Source organism: Sphingobacterium hungaricum, from assembly GCF_015210005.1.
In the GTDB taxonomy this organism is placed as follows: Bacteria; Bacteroidota; Bacteroidia; order Sphingobacteriales; family Sphingobacteriaceae; genus Sphingobacterium; species Sphingobacterium hungaricum.
In genome coordinates this window covers 2319840-2340588 of the sequence record NZ_MU158698.1, presented here as the reverse complement: position 1 = coordinate 2340588, position 20749 = coordinate 2319840, and the positions used below count along the sequence as shown (strand labels likewise).

Here is a 20749-nt window from a genome sequence, read left to right as displayed (position 1 = left end):
TTTGTACATCATGAGCAAGAAATGTTTACAATAAACGCAGTTAAATTGATTACATATTTTAACGTGAGTTCGGTTTAAGCAGCAAGGAATAATTGTTTATCTTGTTGCTCAAACTGAATATTTAAAGAAGGCTTTTTAGGGAAAAAAGAGTATGCCGCTAAAGCTCCTAAAATATTCAACAAGAAGTTGTTTACCGAGCGATGTCTTGTGTGCTGCAATTTGCAAATATTCTTAAGTTCATCATTCACGCACTCGATGATCGCTCTTTTTCTGAGCATAATTTTATCAGTTTGGCTTAGGTTCATTCCCTTCATATTTTTTCTTGGCTTTGTTACCATTTGGACCCCATTTCCCCAAAGGATATCTGCCATTGCTTTAGAAATATAGCCTTTGTCTCCATACAGTTTTCCGAAAATATCTTTGGTCATATCCATCATATGTTTTAGATTTCTGTCGTCTACATTGCCCTTAGTAAGGTAAAATGAAAGAATATCCCCTTTGTCATTGATTATCAGATGAAGCTTGAAGCCATAAAACCAACCAATTGAACATTGTCCACGCTCGGCTACATCTTTAAAAACTTTATGCTGATGGATCCTTCTGTTATGGCACACTTTGATGTGCGTTGAATCAATGAAATTGATGCCATTGCTTTTTCCCAAACAGCGCATTTTTACAAATAACATAAACAGCATGGCACATCGGGGCTGCAGTTCTACAAAACGGTTATAAGTTGTTAGGCCGGGAAACAGATCTTTCATATGCGGCAAAGCATAATGTACATAAAAAGACTTCAGATTGGTGAACTGACCGTTATGGAACAGTACCATAAGGCTGATCATTTCGCTTTGACAAAGTCCAGTTTTACGGTTGCGCATACCTAATTTTTTGTCCTCGATTCGCTTTTCTTCCAAAATTGGCTGAATTTCTTTACAGAAATCATCCACCTTAACGAAAAATTCAATAACTTTATCTCTAAGCATGGGCTTGATTTATAATTGTAATAATTTGGTTGTCAACTAATTATATACAAAAATCAAGCCTTTTTTGTCTAAAATCCCAACTATTTTAAACTTTTTCTTATCCCGAACTCACGTTATTTTAATAACCATAGATTGATTTGGAGAATTACCTTGATTTCAATAAAAAATAGATTCAATAAGGTCTTTTGCCCCCTAGCCATTTTAATAAACCTTCACCTCCAAACAATAAGTACACAATTATTCCCCCCACTACTATAAATAACAAAAAACAACCTCCGGTCATTCCATTGATTTCATCTCTTTCCTCCTTTGGCATTTCAGCCATTCTTTTATTATGCTGTTCTTGCAACTTGCGCCTTCCGTATTTTGTATGGGGATTGTAAGGCTTCCTTTGCACCATTGGATTTAACTTAGGTCATAAATTACTTAATGCTAAGTTACAAATATCGTTCTATAATATTTCATACGTTTTTAAGTCCCCTGAAAGTTCGTTTCTTTTATATCAGCTGACACCATTATTAACTTAAATATTGAAAATTTATAAAACCGAATAGACCGCATTAAAACGACAATCTACACAATTACCTCGTTGATTAAAATAAATAGATTTCACCAAGAAAAAATCTAACCTCCTCCATCCCCTACAAATCAACCGCTTATATTCCCAAAGAATTTTGTCCCTTTTTTGTCCCCCTAATAAATTTATACTAAATTCTAAAATTGGTAGTTTTATATATACTAATTGATCAGCGGCTTGGCTATGTATTTATTATGGTAGCGTAAAAGCTTAGCTGAGAAATTTACTACATGAAAAACAAAAAACTGATAACAATGGAAATTTATTTTGCTAAAAACGGCAAACAAATTGGACCGATTGAGTTTGAAAAACTAGACCCTTTTGAGATATCACAGAACACAAAGGTTTGGTTTAAGGGTTTGGATAATTGGAAGGAGGCTGCAGGCGTAGAATTGTTCGAAGATTATTTTATTAATCAAAACACAATTAAAATACTGAACAAATCACACTCCGATATTCCTTCAAAGAAATATTCATTCTTCAATCTTTTTAACATCAAGTCATGGCACTTATTTAACCTGACGAAGAGTTAACGGAGCTTCAATAACATAGTTTCCCCGTATATCTAGAATTAGTATCGAAAAATTTGCCCTTTAGCATATCAGTTTAAAACTTTAGACTGATGTGCTTCATAATTCGCTCCGAAGCATTATTTGAAGGTAGCCATTCTCTATGTGCAAATCAGCGCTGGCATGGTTTTGGTCAGTTAGCTTGCTAACTTAAACAAAATCACATGACTACAAAATTCTTTTCCGCATCGCTTGTTCTGCTTTTAATCGTACTTTTTTCTGGCTGTAGCAAAACTGATGAAGCTACGGGCGAAGTAGGCACGAATTATCTAAAAGTAAAAATTGACGGAAAAGAAAAAAGCTTTTCAGACGTAAGTGCTCGCTGGGTTGATGCAGGCAATTTTCTTGAGGTAAGTGGAACGGATAGCGGTAACGAATGGGTTACGTTTACCGTGATGTCGGAATCTTCAAGAGTTCCTGCTGGTGAATATAGCTTAGATGACGCATCTAATTTTACGATTGTATCCATCTATTCAATTTTAAAAGACAATGCGCAGGTTAATTTCGCTGCCACTAGAGGGACTTTGGCACCAGAGGATGCTTTTGTCCTAAAGATTGACAAAATTGATAATGTTTCTGTCAAGGGGTCTTTTTCGGCTGCGCTAGTTCGGGTTGAAGGATTAAACACTTTAGGAACAGTTACGCTGACCGAAGGTGAATTTCAATCTGCAGTAAAACCAAATTAAAGATTGCAAAACGACTAGTTGATCTGCTACAGTAGATTGATTAATTTATTCCATAAGATTCTTAACGCTGAGGCAATTACCTCGGCTTTTTTATTTGTAAAAGGAATTTGATTGTTCATCAGTAATAATGGTATAAAAAGCAGTAATCCGTATAAGAGGATGCTGCGCAATTCATCGGATATTTGTGATAGATAAAATTTACTAAATCATAACAAGATGAAAAATCGATTAGTTCTTACAATCCTCTGCTTCGCAATTTGTGCAGGTTCAGCATTTGCGCAAACTTCTTCTAGCGAACAAGAGATCATACAGCTTTCTAAAGATAAATGGCAATGGATGGCTGATAAAAATGTAGAAGTGTTAGAAAATCTCTTTGATACACAATCTGTATTTGTCCATATGGGCGGATCTTGGGGAAAAGAGCAGGAAATAAACGTAATAAAAGGTGGTGGAATATGGTACAAAAAGGCAACTATCCATGACGTGTCGGTAAATATCATCGACAATACAGCCATTCTGCTCAACAGAATAGACCTGCTGGCTGTGGTCGGCGGTAACGAAGTAACAAATCCCTTCATAGTAACCGAAGTGTACATCAAAAAAGACGGAAACTGGAAATTGGGCGCTTTGTCATTTACTAAATTATCGAATCCAAACTCAAAGTAAGAAAAGAGTTCATAACAGAATTAAGCATTTATTTAAAAGAATAAGAAATGAAAAAAGTAACTGTACTAGTTGCTTTGGCTATGTCAATGATTGATACAGCCATAGTCAATGCGCAATCAAAACAAAAATCACAAAATCAATACAGCTTAGTGTACGATGGGGCAATAACAGAAAATAAAGCTGGGCAAGTAAATATACATCCAGTTAGCTATGAGCTCAACGCCAATACTATTTCTGCAAACGTATATACTCCTGCTAATTATGACGCATCAAAAAGCTATCCTGCAATCGTCGTCGCCCATCCGAATGGAGGTGTAAAAGAGCAGACTGCCGGACTTTATGCGCAGCAGTTAGCAGAGGCAGGCTATATCACTTTGGTCGCTGATGCCTCGTACCAAGGCGCGAGCGGAGGTTTGCCACGCCATACAGATAACCCAGCATTCAGAACTGAAGATATTCGCGGAATGGCAGACTTTATTTCGACTTATAAAGGCTTCGATAAAAACCGCATCGGGGTGCTCGGGATTTGTGGCGGTGGCGGCTACACCTTAAAAGCGGCTCAATCCGACAAGCGATTGAAAGCCGTGGCCACCTTAAGCATGTTTAACTCGGGAGAAGTTCGCCGAAATGGCTTTTAAAATTCTTAATTAAACACAATTCAGGAACGTCTGCAACAAGCATCAGATGCGCGCAAAGAAGAAGTTGAGAATGGCAATATTCTTTTTTCTGGCGTAGCAAGTGTCACCGATGAAGAAATTGCCCAAACCACGACGGACTTGTACCGTGAAGGCTTAGTCTATTATTACAGAACCCACAAACATCCGAATTCTACATTTCTATATACGACAAGCAGTTTGTTGGATCTGATGACTTGGGATGCTGCAGCGAATATGGATTTAATTAATCAGCCTTTGCTTATGATTGCTGGCAGTCGTGCAGACACAAAATACATGACTGATGAGGCTTTCCCTAAAGCGGTCAATGCAAAAAGCAAAGAGCTGTTTTTGGTTGATGGCGCTACGCATATCGAAACCTATTGGAAACCGGAGTATGTATCTCAAATCGTCGATAAATTGATTTCTTTTTATCAAACAAATCTATAACAAGAATTTTCTCCTATCAGGCAGCAGCCATCTTTTAGAAGGAAACATTCTAGTTGATTAAAAAATGTAGTTCGATATCTTCGGAATGGAGGTGTCGAACTTTATTTATATATGGATTTATCAATAGTTACTAATGACAGATTTTGATTCTGGCTAACTCATTTAGATAGTGCTCCGTATAGCGATATTTAGGCTTGTTTAGTACTTGACAGCATCTTCAAAAACTGACAACTTGAGGATGATTTGCATTGGCATTGACCATTTTTTTTAGCTAATGCGTTGAATAACCAAATCCAAACTATCGTCTTTCTCTAGGTTTAATTTTTGCTTGATCCGGTAACGAGCCATAATAATGCTTTTGGGATCCACTCCCAAACGATTAGCAATATCTTTATTAGAAAGCCCCATTAAGATATACGAACAGTGCTTAAGGTCCAGTCGCGTAAGCTTATTGTTCGCCATTTCCTGCAGACGATTAAAAAAATCAGGGTGAATATTCGTAAGGCTAGCCTTTGCGTGATCAATGTCTTCATCCATCCGTTGGTCTTCTTTTAGGATACGTTCCATCTGATTTTTAAGGATGCCGCTTTCAGGCTGTGTTGCTAATTTATCTCGCATCGTTTGCAGCAATTCGTTCTTTTGCTCAACCTGAAGATTACCGGCCAACAATTCCTTTTGTAATCTCTCCTGTCTTTCTTGAAGCAAATCTTGTTCTGCTTTAAGCCTAGCAGCTTCTTCCGTCCGCAATTTCTGTTGCTGAATGCTCGATTTAAGTCGGAAGTGATACGATCGAAAAAGAAAAAACAATGCGAAAGCACCTACGATAATCAGTCCAATGCTGATGAAATTAATCTTCTTGTTAAACGCTGCTCGCTCCTGCAATGTTTCCAGCTCCCTATCTTTTTTCTCTGCTTGATATTGAACTTCCAGCTTTTGTGCTATTGCTAATTTGGACGCATTGTAGGCCTGCTGTTCATAATACAGGTACTGTTTATAGTAGGCTAAAGCTTTGACCGGATTGCCGCTCTTTTCGGAAACCGTTGCTAGTCCCCTCATCATCGAAGCTTTTACTTGAACGCTGGTACTTGGATTACGTTCCACTTCAGTGAAGCCCAAAAGAAATAACCGCTCTGCCTCATCATAGTTGCCTTCAGCAATGGCATACTCGCTTAAAATGCCATAACAATTAGCGATGATTTCTTCATGATTGGTTTTGCGCGCAATGAATAATGCAATTTGAATGTATTTTTCAGCACTGTCTCTATAGCTTTTTGGGTAAAATTCCCAATAAATATTGGCAAGGTTTAAGGCTGCAGCAGCAGTATTGTTATGATTCAGAATCCGTTTGGGCTGTGCTTCGGATAGCGAAAGCAATCGGCGGTTATAGTACATAGCAGAATCCAAAAGCAATCGTTCAGAAGGTAATTTTCTGTAATCTTTTAAAAATGAAGATCCCATGGCTAAGTACGCATTTCCAATAATATCTGGTTCGCCTGATTTGTAAGCCGCTTCCAAGCTTAAATTTGTGTATTTTTTTAGATTCCCGTTGTCTTGTAAATCAGCGTATACGCTAGCTAAATAATGATAGACCAAACTTTCATACACGTAAGACTGTTGACTTTCGAGTAACTGAAGTGATTTAAATAAACTCTCCACAGATTTTTCTGGATTGTTAATAATGTACTCTAGCCATCCTTTTCGCAACCATACATATCCATTGACCACTTTATCTGTTGACGTTTCCGTGTAGAGCAGTGCGCTATCAATCGTATTTTGAGCCAATACTAGGCTATCACGTTGCACATTCAGGTAAGTAAGCGTAGCTAAAGCGAAAGCGCTGTATTGTCCATCAGAAATGCCTTTCCCAAGTTGCAGTGCTTCATTCGTCAATCGCAAAGCCGTTGGCATATCCGTGTCATAGATGGTTCTCCCCAAATGAGAAAGCGCCATTGATCTTTTCTCCGTGCTCAAATTCGGATTATGGAGAAGATTCCTTAATGAATCCTCAATAATCGATTGAGCGCTTGTCTGGCTTATGCCTATGGCAAAAATCGCTAAGCAAAGAAAAAATCTGATAGAATAACTCATTTCATTTTGTAATAACATGTATGAATTCAAAGTTTCGGCTGGTTAAAAATACAAATGTCTTTTTAATAATAGCCAGGATTCTGCCGCCAGCAATACCAACCGATTTATGAAGAAACAAAATTGTAGAGAATTTGTCATTCATTTATCAATTATGTAGATCATTTGTATATCGGAATAATTAGCTTACACACTGATTCAGCTGGATATTTGTAGTATTCATTACAGTATTTAAATTTTATATTATGAACAACAAAACTTTAGCAATCGTATCGTACATCACCGTTATTGGTTGGTTAATCGCTTACTTCTCGTACAAAGACGAGACTAACAAAAGTCCATTTGTTACCTATCATTTGAAACAAAGCTTGGGCGTGTTCGTAGTCAGTGTCGTCATTTCTGTAATTGCCAGCATTTTGATCGCAATTATTCCGACATTAGCTACTGCTCTCTCTTTGCTATCTGTAATTCCGCTTGTGCTGTTGGTTCTTGGCATTATCAATGCGGTAAACGAAGTGATGAAACCTGTACCGTTAATCGGTGGTTATTTTGAGGATAAATTTTCCTTTATTAAGTAGTCCATAAACCCTTTAAAAAAACAGACCATGAAAACTAGCATCCTATTCCTATTTTGCCTTGCGTCAATTTGTACCGCTTTTGCGCAGAGCGCAACAAAACCATTCATCGAAGTGAGAGGTATGGCAAAACTTGAACGAAGCATTAAATCCTATAAGTTGGATATTGTGATAAATCAAGATCAATCTTACACGGACAATAAGAGAACGTTAGACGAGGTGAGAAATGGATTTTTTGAAAAGGCGAAATCGGTAGGCATAGACCCCACCCGTTTCAAAGAAGACAAAATTGCCTATGTGCTTACTCAATACGGAGCCGGCGGCAGCTATTATACTTTCGAAACGACTAAACCTGAAGAATTGATCGCAATCCATAGTTTAATGGAAGATAAATCGGGAACCGTCCTACTTATTGCGAAGCGAATCGTCTATAATCCGGTTACAAACTTTTCTAAAACAATGACAGATGCCTTCAATGATGGTAAAGGCCGTGCTGAAAAAATAGCTGCTGCAATGGGTAAAAATCTTGGCGAATTGCAGTCTGTTATTGATTATTCGAATGCAGATGATGAAGAGGAAAGCGTAGGTTATTTTCAGACGGAAGAAGATTCATATTATTATGTCTCATTAAAATATGCTATTGAATAATGGATTGGGAATGGTTAAAAATCTAGGCTATTTTGTAGAAGTAATATTAGAAATTGGTTTCTATAAAAATGCTTTTAGCGAATAAGAACATTAACCGATCCTTTAATCAAAAAAATCCTCCGAAAATTACAAGTTTCGGGGGATTTTTTATAAGTCAACTCCTTGTTTATTTCTTAACAGGTTTTGAACTCATCACAAACGAAAGAACGCCCCCATTTGTGATATCCGAATGCTTGATTTTATGGTTTGAAATTACTTTTCCATTTAATTTCACCTCTTTCACATACACATTCTTTTTGCTTTGGTTAGCGGCTTCGATACGGAATGTTTTTCCTCCGTCCAATGCAATCTCTGCAGACTTCACAGCCGGACTTCCAATCCAATACTCATCCGAACCTGGGCTAACTGGATAGAATCCCATCGAACTGAATAGATACCAAGCGCTCATCTGACCGCAATCATCATTACCGCCCAAACCATCATGGCCTGTATGGTATTGATTCTCCAAAATCATTCGGATCCTGGATTGTCCTTTCCAAGCTTCTCCTACCGTATTGTAAAAATAAACAACATGGTGCGCCGGTTCATTGCCATGCACGTAGTTTCCGATAATTCCTTCGCGTGTAATGTCTTCTGTATTGGCAAAGAATTTATCTGGAAGATGCATAGTGAACAACGAATCCAAATAAGCTGAAAGACGTTTTTTTCCACCCATTGTTTCCATCAACGCTTCCGGATTATGAGGAACATACAGACTGTAATTCCATGTGTTTCCTTCGATAAATCCTTGACCATGTGTTTCTAACAAATCGAAATCCTCTCTGAATTTTCCTTTTGAATCTTTCGGACGCATAAATCCAATGGATTCATCGTACAGATTTCTCCAGTTTTCTGCTCTTTTCGAGAATGTCGCATACACATCATCTTTGCCTAAATGCTTTGCCAATTGAGCAATGCACCAATCGTCGTAAGCATATTCCAACGTATTTGAAACCGAAGTTCCTGACACATCATCCGGAACGTAGCCAAGATCAATGTAAGGTCCTATTCCTTCGTATTTTCGGGTATTTGCTGTTTGCACACAAGCCGCCAACGCAGCTTCCGCATCCCCTTTATACACTCCTTTTAAGATAGCATCTACAATCACAGAAACTGAATGATAGCCGCTCATACACCAATTGTCGTTAGCATAATGCGACCATATCGGCAACATTTTGAGCACGCTCTGATCGTAATGTGCCATCATCGACGACACCATATCTGCATTCCGTTTTGGATTGACAATGTTCATATACGGATGAAATGCCCTAAACGTATCCCATAATGAAAACGACGTGTAATTTGTAAATCCTTCTGCTTTGTGAATTTCTTGATCAAGACCTCTGTATTCTCCATTGACATCCATGTAAACCGTTGGCATCAATGCAGCATGGTACATAGCCGTATAGAAATTTACGTAATCATCCTCAGCAAGCAAATCGACCTTTATCTTTTGCAATTCTGCTTCCCAAAGCTGCTGTCCATCGGCTTTTACTTTGTCAAAATCCCAATGAGGAACTTCCGCTTCCATGTTTGCTAGCGCATTTTTCATGCTTACTGGACTCAAAGCAACTTTAAGCTGGATCTGTTCTTGATCTTCTGTATCAAAATCAAAATGCATTTTCAAATTGCGTCCTGCTAAATCAGCAAAATTGTCTGTTTGATTAAATTTGCGCCAGAAGCCTTGATAAACTGATTTTTTGGAATCCAACTGTGCACCATAATTTTTAAATGGTTTAGAAAAACGGATTGCAAAGTAAACTGTTCTTGTGCGTGCCCAGCCATTGCTCTGCATGTAACCAGTCATTAACGTATCGTTTAAAACGCGAACAACAGTCCATACATTTTTCTCATCGTAATTATAAATACCTGATTTTAAATCTAAGATAATATGCGATTGGTCTGATTTGGGAAAAGTATACCGGTGAAATCCAACGCGAGTGGATGTTGTCAGTTCCGCTAAAACTTTTGGATCGTCCAGCATCACTTTGTAATAATTAGCTTCTGCTTCTTCGTTGTCATGGCTGTAGCCAGAACGGTAACCACTTTGAGGATTATCTGCAGTTCCTGGATTCATTTGTAACTTTCCTACAGTTGGCATCACCAATAAATCGCCAAGATCCGAATGTCCGGTTCCGCTAAAATGTGTATGGCTAAAGCCCACGATGGTCGGATCATCGTATTGATAACCTGCACAATATTTGTATACATCGCCATTGTATTTCCCATTCATCGCGTACGGAATTGTATCGGTATCCGGGCTCAATTGAACAGCACCGAACGGAACTGTAGCACCCGGAAAGGTATGACCCATTTTGGCCGTGCCAATAATCGGAGAAACATACTGAACTAAATTCTTTTGCTGAGCTAAGGAGGCTATAGGAAGCATAAGCAATAGTGCTAGGTTTTTTATTATTTTCATTAGAATATTTTTATAAAAACCATGCCCGTATTCTATGGATAAAATACGAGCATGGTATCAATGCATGGTGTAATAATACAAAATATTTGCTTATATCGCCGGATTAGAAACGTATAAAGCCCATAATTCATCGATTGTTTTTCCAGTTTGGTTGTTCCAGAAATCTGCGCTGTAGGTTTTAGTCCGCATCGCATTATCCAATTTAACCATCGTGCCTTTTTTTACATTTTTTTCTATCCAATAGAAGAAACGAGCGGTAATTCGGTACGCATTTTCATAATGGTGATCTGGTTTTAATTCTGGCAACGACCAGTTTGCTCCAGCATTGTCAATTCCATTTACGAAACGCACATAATCTGCAATACCTTCCGTGATCCAGCCTGGTCCGGCACCTCCAGGATATCCCTGAACAATGTGCATACCTTCGTGAGTGACGATGTCAATGTCTCCTGGATTTTTCTTGAACCATTCTGGATTGAAACGGATTACTCCCCCACCCGCTGCTGCGATTCCATCATAGTCGGGATCCATAACGAAAATCACTTTCGTCATTGCCTTTTTGTTGTATTTTTTTGCAAGCAATGGATAGTTAACAAAAAACACATCAATCAGTTTCTGTTTTACAGTTGGATCGAATCCTTTTGCTTTGTCAATATACACCAAAGTATATTTTCCCTTCTTTAAGGTATCAACGGAAACGGCAACTTTAATATCATTTTCGACACGGCTCCAGCGATCTTGTGCCTGGGTAAATCCGATGGAAAATAGGATGCTTAATCCCAAGACCATCTTCTTGATTTTTGAAAAATTCATCTGTCTGTTTTAAAATTTATTTTTGTCTGTTGTGAATGAATAAGGGAATGTATTTTCTTTCGTTCCACGAGTTGTGTTTGGTTTGCTGTCCATACCTAGTGCAAATGAACCGCCTTTCAAAATTGTATCATGACCAATCCAATTTTGTTCAAACGTTTTTCCATTTAATTTCACTTGCTTAACGTATTTATTTGTTGCGCTGTTCTCAGGAGATTCAATAACAAACTTCTTCCCATTTTCTAAATGCAAAGTCGCTTTTTGAAACAATGGAGCACCCAACACATACTCATCCATTGCTGGACAAACCGGATAAAATCCTAATGAAGAGAAAATGTACCAAGCCGAAGTTTGTCCATTGTCTTCATCACCGCAATAACCATCTGGCGTAGGTTTATACATTCTGTCAAGTACCTCGCGAACCCAATATTGAGCCTTCCAAGGTTCACCTGCATAATTGTACAAGTAAATCATGTGTTGGATAGGCTGATTGCCATGAGCATATTGTCCCATATCAGCAATCTGCATCTCGCGGATTTCATGGATCACACCTCCATAATACGTATCGTCAAACAGAGGAGCTTGATCGAATACCGAATCCAACATGTGAACGAATGTTTTCTTTCCGCCCATTAAATCAATTAATCCTTGAACATCATGGAAAACTGACCATGAGTAATGCCAGCTGTTTCCTTCTGTAAACGCATCACCCCATTTCAAAGGATTGAATGGTGATTGAAATTGACCATCCTTATTTTTACCTCTCATTAAATTCGTTGAAGGGTCGAATAAGTTGCGGTAATTTTGACTGCGTTTTGCATACAATTCAATTTCTGCTTTTGGACGTTTTAATGCTTTTGCTAGACGGTAAATTGCAAAGTCATCATACGCATATTCTAACGTACGTGCGGCATTCTCATTGATTCCAACATCATAAGGAACGTATCCCAAACTGTTATAGAATTCAACACCTTTACGTCCAACGGCAGTCATCGGACCTTCGTTATTCGCTCCATGCTGCAAAGCTTCGTATAGTGTATTGATGTCGTAACCTCTAGCGCCTTTTAAATAAGCTTCGGCAACGACGGAAGCCGAATTATTACCGACCATGATATCCGCAAAACCAGGACTGCTCCATTCCGGCAGGAATCCGCCTTCTTTATAACAGTTTAGCAATCCCTCTTGCATTTCAACATTGATCGAAGGATAAACTAGGTTCAACAATGGATACAAGGCACGGAAAGTGTCCCAGAATCCTGTTCCTGCAAACATGTATCCAGGCAAAACTTCTCCCGTATACGGACTGTAGTGAACCGTTTCTCCTTTTGCATTGATTTCATACAATTTGTTTGGGAAAAACACCGTACGGTACAACGTGCTGTAGAACGTTTGATGCTGTTCATGCGTACCACCTTCGATTTCAATTTTGCCCAAAGTGCTGTTCCATATCTCGCGGCCTTTCGCTGCCACTTGATCAAATGAATCATCTTTAAGCTCGTTTAAGTTTAGCAATGCCTGTTCAGCGCTGATAAATGATGATGCGACACGAGCATGGATTTTATCATTTTTACCCTTAGATTTAAATCCAACAATCGCTCCTGTGTGGTTTCCTGTAATTTTATTCGTATTCAGTTTTTTATCACCTTCCCAAACGGTTTGATAGGTAAATGGCTTATCAAAAACGATTACAAAGTAATTTTTGAAATTCGGAAGTTTTCCACGGCTGTATCGCGAAGAATATCCGATAATCATATTTTTTTCTGGGATAATCTGTACTTCCGAACCGCGATCAAATGCGTCTAGCACTACAAATGCGCTATCCGTTTTATTGAACGAAAATCTAAAAATTGAGGCGCGCTCAGTAGGCGTAACTTCAGCAGTCACATCATGATCCGCAAGGTACACACTGTAATAATATGGCTTCGCTATTTCAGATTTATGTGAAAACCAACTAGCCCTTTTATCTTGTTCAAATTCTGCATGGCCACTCACTGGCATTAATGAAAACTGACCGTAATCATTCATCCAAGGAGACGGCTGATGGGTTTGTTTGATTCCCCGGATTTTGTCAGCGCTGTAGGTGTATTGCCAGCCATCGCCGTTTTTACCCGTTTGAGGAGTCCACATATTCATCCCCCAAGGCAATCCAATTGCTGGATACGTATTTCCATTTGAAAGGGAGGGTTTTGAGTCGGTTCCCATCAATGTATTCACATAATCTACGGGTTCCAGCTTTTCTAATCGCGTTTGCGCATTACTTAGATTAGGCATTAATGCCCCTAATCCAAAAATAATAACTAAACGTCTGCTTAATTTACTTATTGTCATTCTATTATTTATTATTAGGTTTAAATTGACCTTGCAAGTTTTTTATCATCGCTCTTAAGACAAAAACTAAAGATAGATTTAATATGTGATTTTATTAAATACAACCTGCGCTTGTTCAAACTGTGTAACCCAATTATTACCATTTCGGTCATTTTCACCAAAAGCGTCCAAAGCAAGTTGCTTTAAATCGCTACCAGCAGCAGCGCTCCAGAAATGGACGAACTCTCCGAAATTTAAATTGCGCGTATATCTACGTCCATTAGGAATACTTGTAGAAGGGAAATGTTCGGAAATTAATTTGAAAAAACTATTCAGTACCGCCGTTTTACCATATTGATCATAGATCGGGTAAAACCAGTCTCTGTACCAAAAAGTTCCTGTTCGAGGGAAATTATCAGAAACCAATAGCATGCGGTTATGCCAGCTAGTGGCTTTATCCGTCCATCCCAAACCCTTATACACATCATATTGATAAATTTCCATCCATTTGCTATCGCCCCAAATTGGGAATGCTGGAGAATTTAACGTGTTGTATGAATTGCCTTCAACGATATGTCCGACTTCATGTGTAATCAAATCCAAAGGTTCACCGATGCTATCTAGCCAGCGATTGGTTCCCAATCCTGCATCGATAATATTAATGTAGCCATGGCTATTGCTTAAATAGTATCCAGGATGCCCACCGCCATAGGTTCCTCCATGCAATGCGACGCGCAAGCGAGTATCAGGACCAAATCCGCCGTAGGTTTTCCATGTATAATTCCAGATTTTGGTCAATGCCCGGCGTGGCCAAGTAATTTTTTCATCCATATCCTCATCGTAATACAAAGCGATGGAATCATTGTAATATTGTCTGGTCAGCAGCAATTCGTGTTCTAACCAGTTTTCTCTCCAAGTTTTTGGCGGAGCATTTGGATCTTCCGTTTCAACTTCTTCTTCTTTTTCGGGTTCAGGCAAAACGCTTTCTGTGTTGTTCCCACAGGAAACTAAAAAGAAGGGAATAATAATGGAATATAGTAATGGAAAAGCAGCAAGTTTTCTCATAGATCTAAAAATTAATAAAGAAACCATAGGTTTTACCCTATGGTTCTTCGTTTATTATCGATTAATAATATTGTATCATTCGCCATTCACTCATTTGGAAGATACTTGCACCATTATTCGCTACAAGAACTACCCGATACGTTGTGTATGCCGTTGTGTTGTCAAATTCAAATCGTCTTGTCTGTGTACGTTCGCTAAACGAAAAATCTGTCCGCGTATCTAAAGTCGTCCAAGTAGATCCATCATTCGAACCTTCCAATCGCCATGTTTTTGGATCACGTGTATCCGCATCATTTGCTGAAGTAAAGGTATACGCACCAAAAATCTGAGCTGAAGGGAACTTTAACTGGAACCACATATTCGGCGCATACGTCTGCGTTAAATATTTAGTCGCTAGGTCGCCGTCAATTAATTTCAACGAACCTTCGTTATGTGTTGGTCCGCCATTGTTTTCATTGCTAACCGTAATCGTTCCTTGAGAAGTGATGTCTCGCTCGCGACGAATCAATGAATCAATTCTAAAATACGATACGGATAAGTTTTCATTGAAACTCCCTGAACCTGCGCTAACCATTTTGATAGGAATCATATAGGGCTGTCCCAATACCAATTCTTTGGCTGTAACGACAACTTTTAGCGGATCAGAATCTGCGCGCCCCGCGCGAATGACTGTCTGAAGTCCAGAAATTGTATAGGACGATGCAGGAAAAGGAATGAATTCAGTTCCATTTTGAGCATTGTAAGTAGCGATTAAGCTTTCATCAACTTCGAAAGAAACCGGAATATCAGCGCCTGGATATTGCAAACCTCCATAGGAAGCGCCAAAATAGATGTCTTGTATGGAGTCAATGTCGAATAGCGTCACAGCGGCTACATTTTGATAAGATTGAGCCATGTAAATCGTTCCTTCATTTTCGACTGTATATTCCACATCTTTGGTGCAAGAGGCAAACAATAGCCCTAGCGATGTGCTAACAAAAAACAGCCGGCTTTTTGTTAATGCAGTTCTATATTTTTTTAACGTTCTCATTATCATTTTTTATTAAACTGTTATTAATTACCAACCTGGATTTTGAACCATTAATACGTTCTTCAATATCTCATTATTTGGAATTGGCCATAAATAATCCCTTTGACGGAAAGTTCTTGTTTCGATCAATGTTCTTTCATAGAATGCATTGCCATCGGCGAACATATTCATTCCATATACTTCACCTCCGAATTCAGCAGCAGCTGTTTTCCAGCGACGCGCATCGAAATAACGTGCGTTCTCAAATGCCAATTCGATTTGGCGCTCGCGGCGAATAGCCGTACGCATAGCCGCTTGAGACGCTGGGATAGCGACCTCTCCCACTCCAGTTCCATAGATAGGAATTCCAGCTCTCGCTCTGATTAAGTTTACATAAATCAAGATGTCTGCGTTGTTAGGATCATACTCGTTTAAAGCTTCTGCATAATCCAAGTAAACTTGAGCAAGCCTTAATTGGACAGAACCTCTGTTGTTACCGTTATTGAATACATTTTTACGAACAATATAACCTGTTGGAGAAACATCCGACGTACTCTGCTTACGTCCCGAGTTACCAGATAATTCCATGTTTGTAATCACCTCATTCGAGTTGGACCCTTGATTTAACCAATAGCTGTTGTTATAGGTGATTCCTACATAAAAGCGGGGCTCACGATTGACCCATTGATTGAATGTGCTTCGCAATTTTGTATCGAATGGTGCTCTAAACTGAGAGAATCCGGAACTTTGATAAGTAGACGCACTATTGGTTATCGGAAGTCCATTATTCATGTAATAAGCATCAACCATTTTTTGCGTAGCACCCAATGCTCCTGCACCTTGCACATCTGTTGTAAAACCAACATGCTTTGGTGTTTTATCATACTGCGAATAATTATCCGAATTCGGTCTAGCAAAAATCCATTCTGTATTCCACTCCGTTGTCATTACTTCTTTAGTCGAATTATATGCCTGTAAAAATGGATCGGTATTGGTTACAACAAAAAGCTTGTAGTTGGTAGGAACAAATTCTGTCAAGAATTCTTTCGCCGCATCCGCTGCCAATTTCCATTTATTCTGATCATAAGTTTGGTTGATCAATGGAGTACCATCTGTATTAACCAACGATGACAAATCTGTATTTCCATTGAACAATGGACTTGCTGAAAGCAATAAAGCTTGTTGCTTAAAAGCTTTAGCCATCCCTTTTGTAATCCGGCCATATTCGCTGCTTACAGGAATTGTTGGAAGGTCCACATAAGCAATATCCAATTCGCTCGTGATAAAATTAATACACTCATCAAATGTGCTTCTAGGCAACAACACTTCTTCAAGCGGTGCATCCACAGGCAATACCGTATTCACCAAAGGAACCGGACCATAGATGCGAACAAGCCAGAAATAGTACATTGCACGCAAAGCTCTCGCTTCAGCTTTGTATCTGGATTTTAACGCGTCATTTACTTCTTCGGGATTCGCTCCATCGATCTTGTCGATGAAATCCGTGGAATTACGAATTGATTTGTAGTAATTATCCCAGTAGCTGGAGACCGTTCCGTCTGTTGTCGACCAAGTACTCTTGTTTAAATTATTGGCATAATTAAAATCCCAATTGTATTTCCCTTCATCAGAAGCTGCCGTCCAAGCTCCGGAATATTGTGTTCCGACAAATCGCTGCGCCATTTCATTTGGAATATTGGCATAGATTTGAGCTAAATAATTATCTACATAATTACGTGATTTGAATATGTCTTCTACGGTCAATACATCATCCGGAATCTGATCTAAGAATCCTACACATGAGGTGGAAAGAAAAACCCCAGTGGCTGCTATGATACTTAATAGTTTAGTTTTCATGTTTTGAATATTTTAATTTAACTGCATGGCTTATCGAACAAGTTTAATTCTGTTTGTATAGCCATACCCTTTCTAAAAATTAGCTTGTATACCTAAAGAGAATGTTCTTGTATTTGGATAAGAAGATCCATTGGCCGTATTCAATTCCGGATCCCATAATTTGAACTTGCTCCAGTACAATAGATTTACACCTTGAAAATAAATCCGTGCATTTTTGACACCTAATGATTTTAATTTCTCAGCAGGAAGATAATACCCAAGATCTAATGTTTTCAAACGAAGGAAATCAATGTCCTTAACCCACCAAGTCGATGCAACCGCATTGTTGGTGTTCACCGAATTTCCATATCCTAAACGTGGATAGAAAACGTCATCAGAAGGATTTTCTGGCGTCCAGCGAGATTCCGCAATGGCATATAAGTTACTGCGTTCAGCACCTGTACTGTTGTTGAAAGGAATAATTCCGTCTCCAGAAATAAGTCGCTCAGCTCCTTCGATACCTTGGAAAAACGCACCGAAATAAATATTCTTATAGCTTACATTAAAACCTGCACCGTATACTAAATTTGGAACATCGCCATTACCAATTTTGGTTTGGTCATAGGTATTGATCACACCATCACCATTTAAATCTTTGTAGCGAATATCTCCAACACGTTGAGCACCTAATGCAGATTGATCTGCATGGTTATCAACTTCTCCTTGACTTTGGAAAAGTCCGTCGGCTACATAACCATAAGTGGATAGAAAATTACGTCCTCGTCTTTCTAAGTAAGGGTATAGTTGTTTTGGACTATCATTTTCAATCACTTGATCTTTGTTGTATGAAAATGTTCCGTTGAATGACCAAGTAGTTTTACCCCATTCGACACCTTCCATAGCTACCGTACCATCGAAACCTTGATTATTTATTTTACCAAGATTTCCATAAGGCTGGTTTTGCAGACCTAAGTAGTTAGGCAAACTTCCGCGTTGCAAGAATACGCCTGTACGATTTTCTTTGAACCAGTCAACCGTTACATTTAATTTGCCGTTTAATGTTGTGAACTCAAGACCTAAATCTTGTTTTCTTGATTCAGCCCAAGTTACATCGTAACCGTAATCTGAAATCGCAACACCACCGTATCCAATATTGCTAGAGCCATTGTAGAATGAATATCCGTTCGCTCCAGTAGAAACGATCGTCATAAATCCAAAACGGCGACCGCCACCTCCTGAACCAGTGATACCATTCGAATAACGCAACTTAACCATTTGGAAGGTCTCTTTTAGAGGCTCGAAGAATTGCTCATTGGATAAAATCCATCCCACACCGAATGAAGGGAAAAATCCGAATCTTCTGCTAGGTAGAAAGTTTTCTGAACCATCATAAGCAAAGTTGAATTCAGCAGCATATCGGTCGTCGTATAAGTAATTCGCACGACCAACAATTCTTTGTGTACGGAATGGCAATGACGAAGTTAAATCGCCTGCAAATGCAGAAACTTCATCTGTTTGCGTGTACAACAACAAACCGCTTAAACCATGTTTATCGAATTGTCTGTTGTAATTTAATCCACTTTCAAAATAGAATTGACGATCTCCACTGTTAGCACGTGCATAGCTCAAATCATCTGAGCCATTGGACATGATTACCAAATTCAGCGACCCGTCTTCTTTGTATGGATTCGCACGATCGATATTGTATGTTGTTCTATTACGTGTTCTAGAAATGGTATGCGAATTAAATGTATCGAATGAGAACATTGCGTAAGCTGATAATCCCGTTGTCAACACATCCAATTCTTGCGTAATACGCGCATTCGAATACAATTGACTAGAAAAAATATTTTGATAACCAGTCTGAGTGACCAATGCATAAGGATTAGGCTGTGCATCTGAAGATTGGTTTACCGAAGGAATCAAATTTCCTGGATACATCAATGGATACAAGACAGGATTTGTCTGCATCACACGGCTAAATGCCGTTTGAGGATTTGTTCCCGGATAATTTGTATTGGTTACATAACCTTGAACACCCAACGTAAATTTCGTTGTTTTGGTCCAGTTCATGTCCACATTCGAAGTAAAGTTATATCGTCTGAAACGTGTATCTGCTTTATAGCTTTGCAAAGCATCTGTATTTAACAAACTCGATTCATCATAGTATGCAAGTGACGTATAATATTGTGTATTGTCACTTCCGCCACGTGCGCTGAAATTTGCTCTGCGGTTATAAGATGCATTTTTGAATAAAGCATCCATCCAATTTACATTAGGATACAAATAAGGATCAGTCCCGTTCAATGTATTTTGGATATATTCTTCGCTGTATTCTGGACTAAGATTCGAAGAAACCATTGCTTCATTGCGCAAACGCATATATTGTTCAGCATTCGTCAATTCTGGCGTTTTCGTGAAATCCACCATCCCTTGATTATAGTTGAACATCAATGTCGGTTTTCCCGAACGGCCTTTTTTGGTCGTAATCAAGATAACACCATTCGCACCTTGAGCACCATAAACTGCTGTTGCGGATGCATCTTTCAAAATAGTCAGCGTAGAAATATCTTCTGGATCGAAGGCATTTAAATCCCTACCCTGCACCCCATCAACAACGATTAAAGGTGATGCGCTATTTTGTGAATTAAAAGTTGAAATACCGCGGATCCAAACATCGGCCGAATTGCTACCCGGCAAACCCGTCCTTTGCACGCCTACTAATCCGGCGATTCTACCCGCTAGACTTGCACTTAAATTCGCGACAGGCTGTTTTAAATCTTCAACCTTAACAGTCGATTGAGCACCGACCATGTTGATTTTCCGTTGCTGGCCATAACCGACAACAACGACTTCATTTAGGGAATTATCTTCACCTTCCAGAACCACGTTCAATTCGATGGTCGTGTTAATCGCAATACGTTGCGTTTTGTAACCAATGTACCTAAACTCGATGGAGTCGCCTCGAGCTCCAGTAACCTGGTAAGATCCGAGGTCATTAGTAGCCACCGTATTTAAGCTTGTTAAATTGGTGACAGACACACCTGCTACAGGTTGATTTAAATTATTTCTGACCTTACCAGTAATCGTCATTTGATCAGACGAAGTCTGTGCAAATAAACTGTGAAAACTGATTATCAGAAAAATTGCTAAACCATTTTTGCAAAAAAATCGTAATTTTTCTTTCATAAATCTAGTGTTGAAATCAGACACTTACTAAAAAAAGTCCTGATCATTAATTAATAATTTTGGATTGATAGGCTGAAATTAGCAAGTAATGTCAGAACAGGCTGTTAATAACTTCCTAAAAGAATGTTAACCAAATGTTAATGACTGTTTTTTTGCTTTTTTATTAAAATAAAAGGTAGA

At 38.8% G+C, this 20749-nt stretch carries 17 protein-coding genes; 7 read left to right on the top strand and 10 right to left on the bottom strand.

Going from position 1 to position 20749, the window contains the following annotated elements; genetic code table 11:
- Positions 1–74: 74 nt before the first annotated feature.
- The gene (locus C4F49_RS13370; RefSeq protein ID WP_196936346.1) at positions 75–983 is read right to left on the bottom strand and encodes an IS982 family transposase; all 909 of its coding nucleotides are present in this window, start codon (positions 981–983) and stop codon (positions 75–77) included.
- Between the two features lie 172 nt (positions 984–1155).
- Positions 1156–1383, bottom strand: a complete 228-nt coding sequence (locus C4F49_RS13365) for a hypothetical protein (RefSeq protein WP_196936345.1) — start codon at positions 1381–1383, stop codon at positions 1156–1158.
- A 431-nt stretch (positions 1384–1814) separates the two neighbouring features.
- Between C4F49_RS13365 and C4F49_RS13360 the strand changes: the two genes are divergently transcribed.
- The 5 genes from C4F49_RS13360 to C4F49_RS17995 all read left to right on the top strand — a co-directional run bounded on the left by C4F49_RS13360 (position 1815) and on the right by C4F49_RS17995 (position 4584).
- Positions 1815–2093, top strand: a complete 279-nt coding sequence (locus C4F49_RS13360; protein ID WP_196936344.1) for a DUF4339 domain-containing protein — start codon at positions 1815–1817, stop codon at positions 2091–2093.
- Between the two features lie 200 nt (positions 2094–2293).
- Entirely contained in the window at positions 2294–2815 is a 522-nt protein-coding gene (locus tag C4F49_RS13355; protein WP_196936343.1) for a hypothetical protein, read from the top strand.
- Between the two features lie 216 nt (positions 2816–3031).
- The gene (locus tag C4F49_RS13350) at positions 3032–3481 is read left to right on the top strand and encodes a nuclear transport factor 2 family protein (protein WP_196936342.1); all 450 of its coding nucleotides are present in this window, start codon (positions 3032–3034) and stop codon (positions 3479–3481) included.
- A 47-nt stretch (positions 3482–3528) separates the two neighbouring features.
- Positions 3529–4119: an alpha/beta hydrolase gene (locus C4F49_RS18000; protein ID WP_231388314.1), complete on the top strand. Its 591-nt coding sequence runs from the start codon at positions 3529–3531 to the stop codon at positions 4117–4119.
- A 138-nt stretch (positions 4120–4257) separates the two neighbouring features.
- Entirely contained in the window at positions 4258–4584 is a 327-nt protein-coding gene (locus tag C4F49_RS17995) for an alpha/beta hydrolase (protein WP_231388313.1), read from the top strand.
- A 267-nt stretch (positions 4585–4851) separates the two neighbouring features.
- Here the strand turns inward: C4F49_RS17995 and C4F49_RS13340 are convergent, their stop codons facing one another.
- A complete protein-coding gene (locus C4F49_RS13340; RefSeq protein ID WP_196936341.1) occupies positions 4852–6672 on the bottom strand; it encodes a helix-turn-helix transcriptional regulator in 1821 nt (606 codons plus the stop codon).
- Between the two features lie 242 nt (positions 6673–6914).
- On the opposite strand from C4F49_RS13340, the gene C4F49_RS13335 reads away from it, so the two are divergent.
- Both C4F49_RS13335 and C4F49_RS13330 read left to right on the top strand, forming a co-directional pair.
- Positions 6915–7247 (top strand): magnetosome magnetite crystal formation protein family, encoded by a 333-nt coding sequence (locus C4F49_RS13335; protein ID WP_196936340.1) that lies wholly within the window; start codon positions 6915–6917, stop codon positions 7245–7247.
- Positions 7248–7274: 27 nt separating this feature from the next.
- Positions 7275–7892: a hypothetical protein gene (locus tag C4F49_RS13330; RefSeq protein ID WP_196936339.1), complete on the top strand. Its 618-nt coding sequence runs from the start codon at positions 7275–7277 to the stop codon at positions 7890–7892.
- Between the two features lie 166 nt (positions 7893–8058).
- Here C4F49_RS13330 and C4F49_RS13325 read toward each other — a convergent pair whose 3' ends face one another.
- From C4F49_RS13325 to C4F49_RS13295, 7 genes are all read right to left on the bottom strand, one after another.
- Positions 8059–10353 carry a GH92 family glycosyl hydrolase gene (locus C4F49_RS13325; protein WP_196936338.1) on the bottom strand — a complete coding sequence of 765 codons (2295 nt, stop codon included), beginning with the start codon at positions 10351–10353 and terminating at the stop codon, positions 8059–8061.
- 90 nt (positions 10354–10443) lie between these two features.
- Positions 10444–11166: a basic secretory protein-like protein gene (locus tag C4F49_RS13320; RefSeq protein ID WP_196936337.1), complete on the bottom strand. Its 723-nt coding sequence runs from the start codon at positions 11164–11166 to the stop codon at positions 10444–10446.
- 9 nt (positions 11167–11175) lie between these two features.
- Entirely contained in the window at positions 11176–13491 is a 2316-nt protein-coding gene (locus C4F49_RS13315; RefSeq protein WP_196936336.1) for a GH92 family glycosyl hydrolase, read from the bottom strand.
- 78 nt (positions 13492–13569) lie between these two features.
- On the bottom strand, positions 13570–14535 hold the full coding sequence (locus tag C4F49_RS13310; protein WP_196936335.1) for a hypothetical protein: 966 nt from the start codon (positions 14533–14535) through the stop codon (positions 13570–13572).
- 61 nt (positions 14536–14596) lie between these two features.
- Positions 14597–15565 (bottom strand): BT_3987 domain-containing protein, encoded by a 969-nt coding sequence (locus tag C4F49_RS13305; protein WP_196936334.1) that lies wholly within the window; start codon positions 15563–15565, stop codon positions 14597–14599.
- 27 nt (positions 15566–15592) lie between these two features.
- On the bottom strand, positions 15593–17401 hold the full coding sequence (locus tag C4F49_RS13300) for a RagB/SusD family nutrient uptake outer membrane protein (protein WP_196936333.1): 1809 nt from the start codon (positions 17399–17401) through the stop codon (positions 15593–15595).
- 72 nt (positions 17402–17473) lie between these two features.
- On the bottom strand, positions 17474–20569 hold the full coding sequence (locus C4F49_RS13295; protein ID WP_196936332.1) for a SusC/RagA family TonB-linked outer membrane protein: 3096 nt from the start codon (positions 20567–20569) through the stop codon (positions 17474–17476).
- Positions 20570–20749 lie beyond the last annotated feature (180 nt).

What these genes read in the sequence shown, in the direction of transcription:
- C4F49_RS13370 (WP_196936346.1), bottom strand. Translation starts at nt 983, where the DNA reads ATGCTTAGAGATAAAGTTATTGAATTTTTCGTTAAGGTGGATGATTTC.
- C4F49_RS13365 (WP_196936345.1), bottom strand. Translation starts at nt 1,383, where the DNA reads ATGGTGCAAAGGAAGCCTTACAATCCCCATACAAAATACGGAAGGCGC.
- C4F49_RS13360 (WP_196936344.1), top strand. Translation starts at nt 1,815, where the DNA reads ATGGAAATTTATTTTGCTAAAAACGGCAAACAAATTGGACCGATTGAG.
- C4F49_RS13355 (WP_196936343.1), top strand. Translation starts at nt 2,294, where the DNA reads ATGACTACAAAATTCTTTTCCGCATCGCTTGTTCTGCTTTTAATCGTA.
- C4F49_RS13350 (WP_196936342.1), top strand. Translation starts at nt 3,032, where the DNA reads ATGAAAAATCGATTAGTTCTTACAATCCTCTGCTTCGCAATTTGTGCA.
- C4F49_RS18000 (WP_231388314.1), top strand. Translation starts at nt 3,529, where the DNA reads ATGAAAAAAGTAACTGTACTAGTTGCTTTGGCTATGTCAATGATTGAT.
- C4F49_RS13340 (WP_196936341.1), bottom strand. Translation starts at nt 6,672, where the DNA reads ATGAGTTATTCTATCAGATTTTTTCTTTGCTTAGCGATTTTTGCCATA.
- C4F49_RS13335 (WP_196936340.1), top strand. Translation starts at nt 6,915, where the DNA reads ATGAACAACAAAACTTTAGCAATCGTATCGTACATCACCGTTATTGGT.
- C4F49_RS13330 (WP_196936339.1), top strand. Translation starts at nt 7,275, where the DNA reads ATGAAAACTAGCATCCTATTCCTATTTTGCCTTGCGTCAATTTGTACC.
- C4F49_RS13325 (WP_196936338.1), bottom strand. Translation starts at nt 10,353, where the DNA reads ATGAAAATAATAAAAAACCTAGCACTATTGCTTATGCTTCCTATAGCC.
- C4F49_RS13320 (WP_196936337.1), bottom strand. Translation starts at nt 11,166, where the DNA reads ATGAATTTTTCAAAAATCAAGAAGATGGTCTTGGGATTAAGCATCCTA.
- C4F49_RS13315 (WP_196936336.1), bottom strand. Translation starts at nt 13,491, where the DNA reads ATGACAATAAGTAAATTAAGCAGACGTTTAGTTATTATTTTTGGATTA.
- C4F49_RS13310 (WP_196936335.1), bottom strand. Translation starts at nt 14,535, where the DNA reads ATGAGAAAACTTGCTGCTTTTCCATTACTATATTCCATTATTATTCCC.
- C4F49_RS13305 (WP_196936334.1), bottom strand. Translation starts at nt 15,565, where the DNA reads ATGAGAACGTTAAAAAAATATAGAACTGCATTAACAAAAAGCCGGCTG.
- C4F49_RS13300 (WP_196936333.1), bottom strand. Translation starts at nt 17,401, where the DNA reads ATGAAAACTAAACTATTAAGTATCATAGCAGCCACTGGGGTTTTTCTT.
- C4F49_RS13295 (WP_196936332.1), bottom strand. Translation starts at nt 20,569, where the DNA reads ATGAAAGAAAAATTACGATTTTTTTGCAAAAATGGTTTAGCAATTTTT.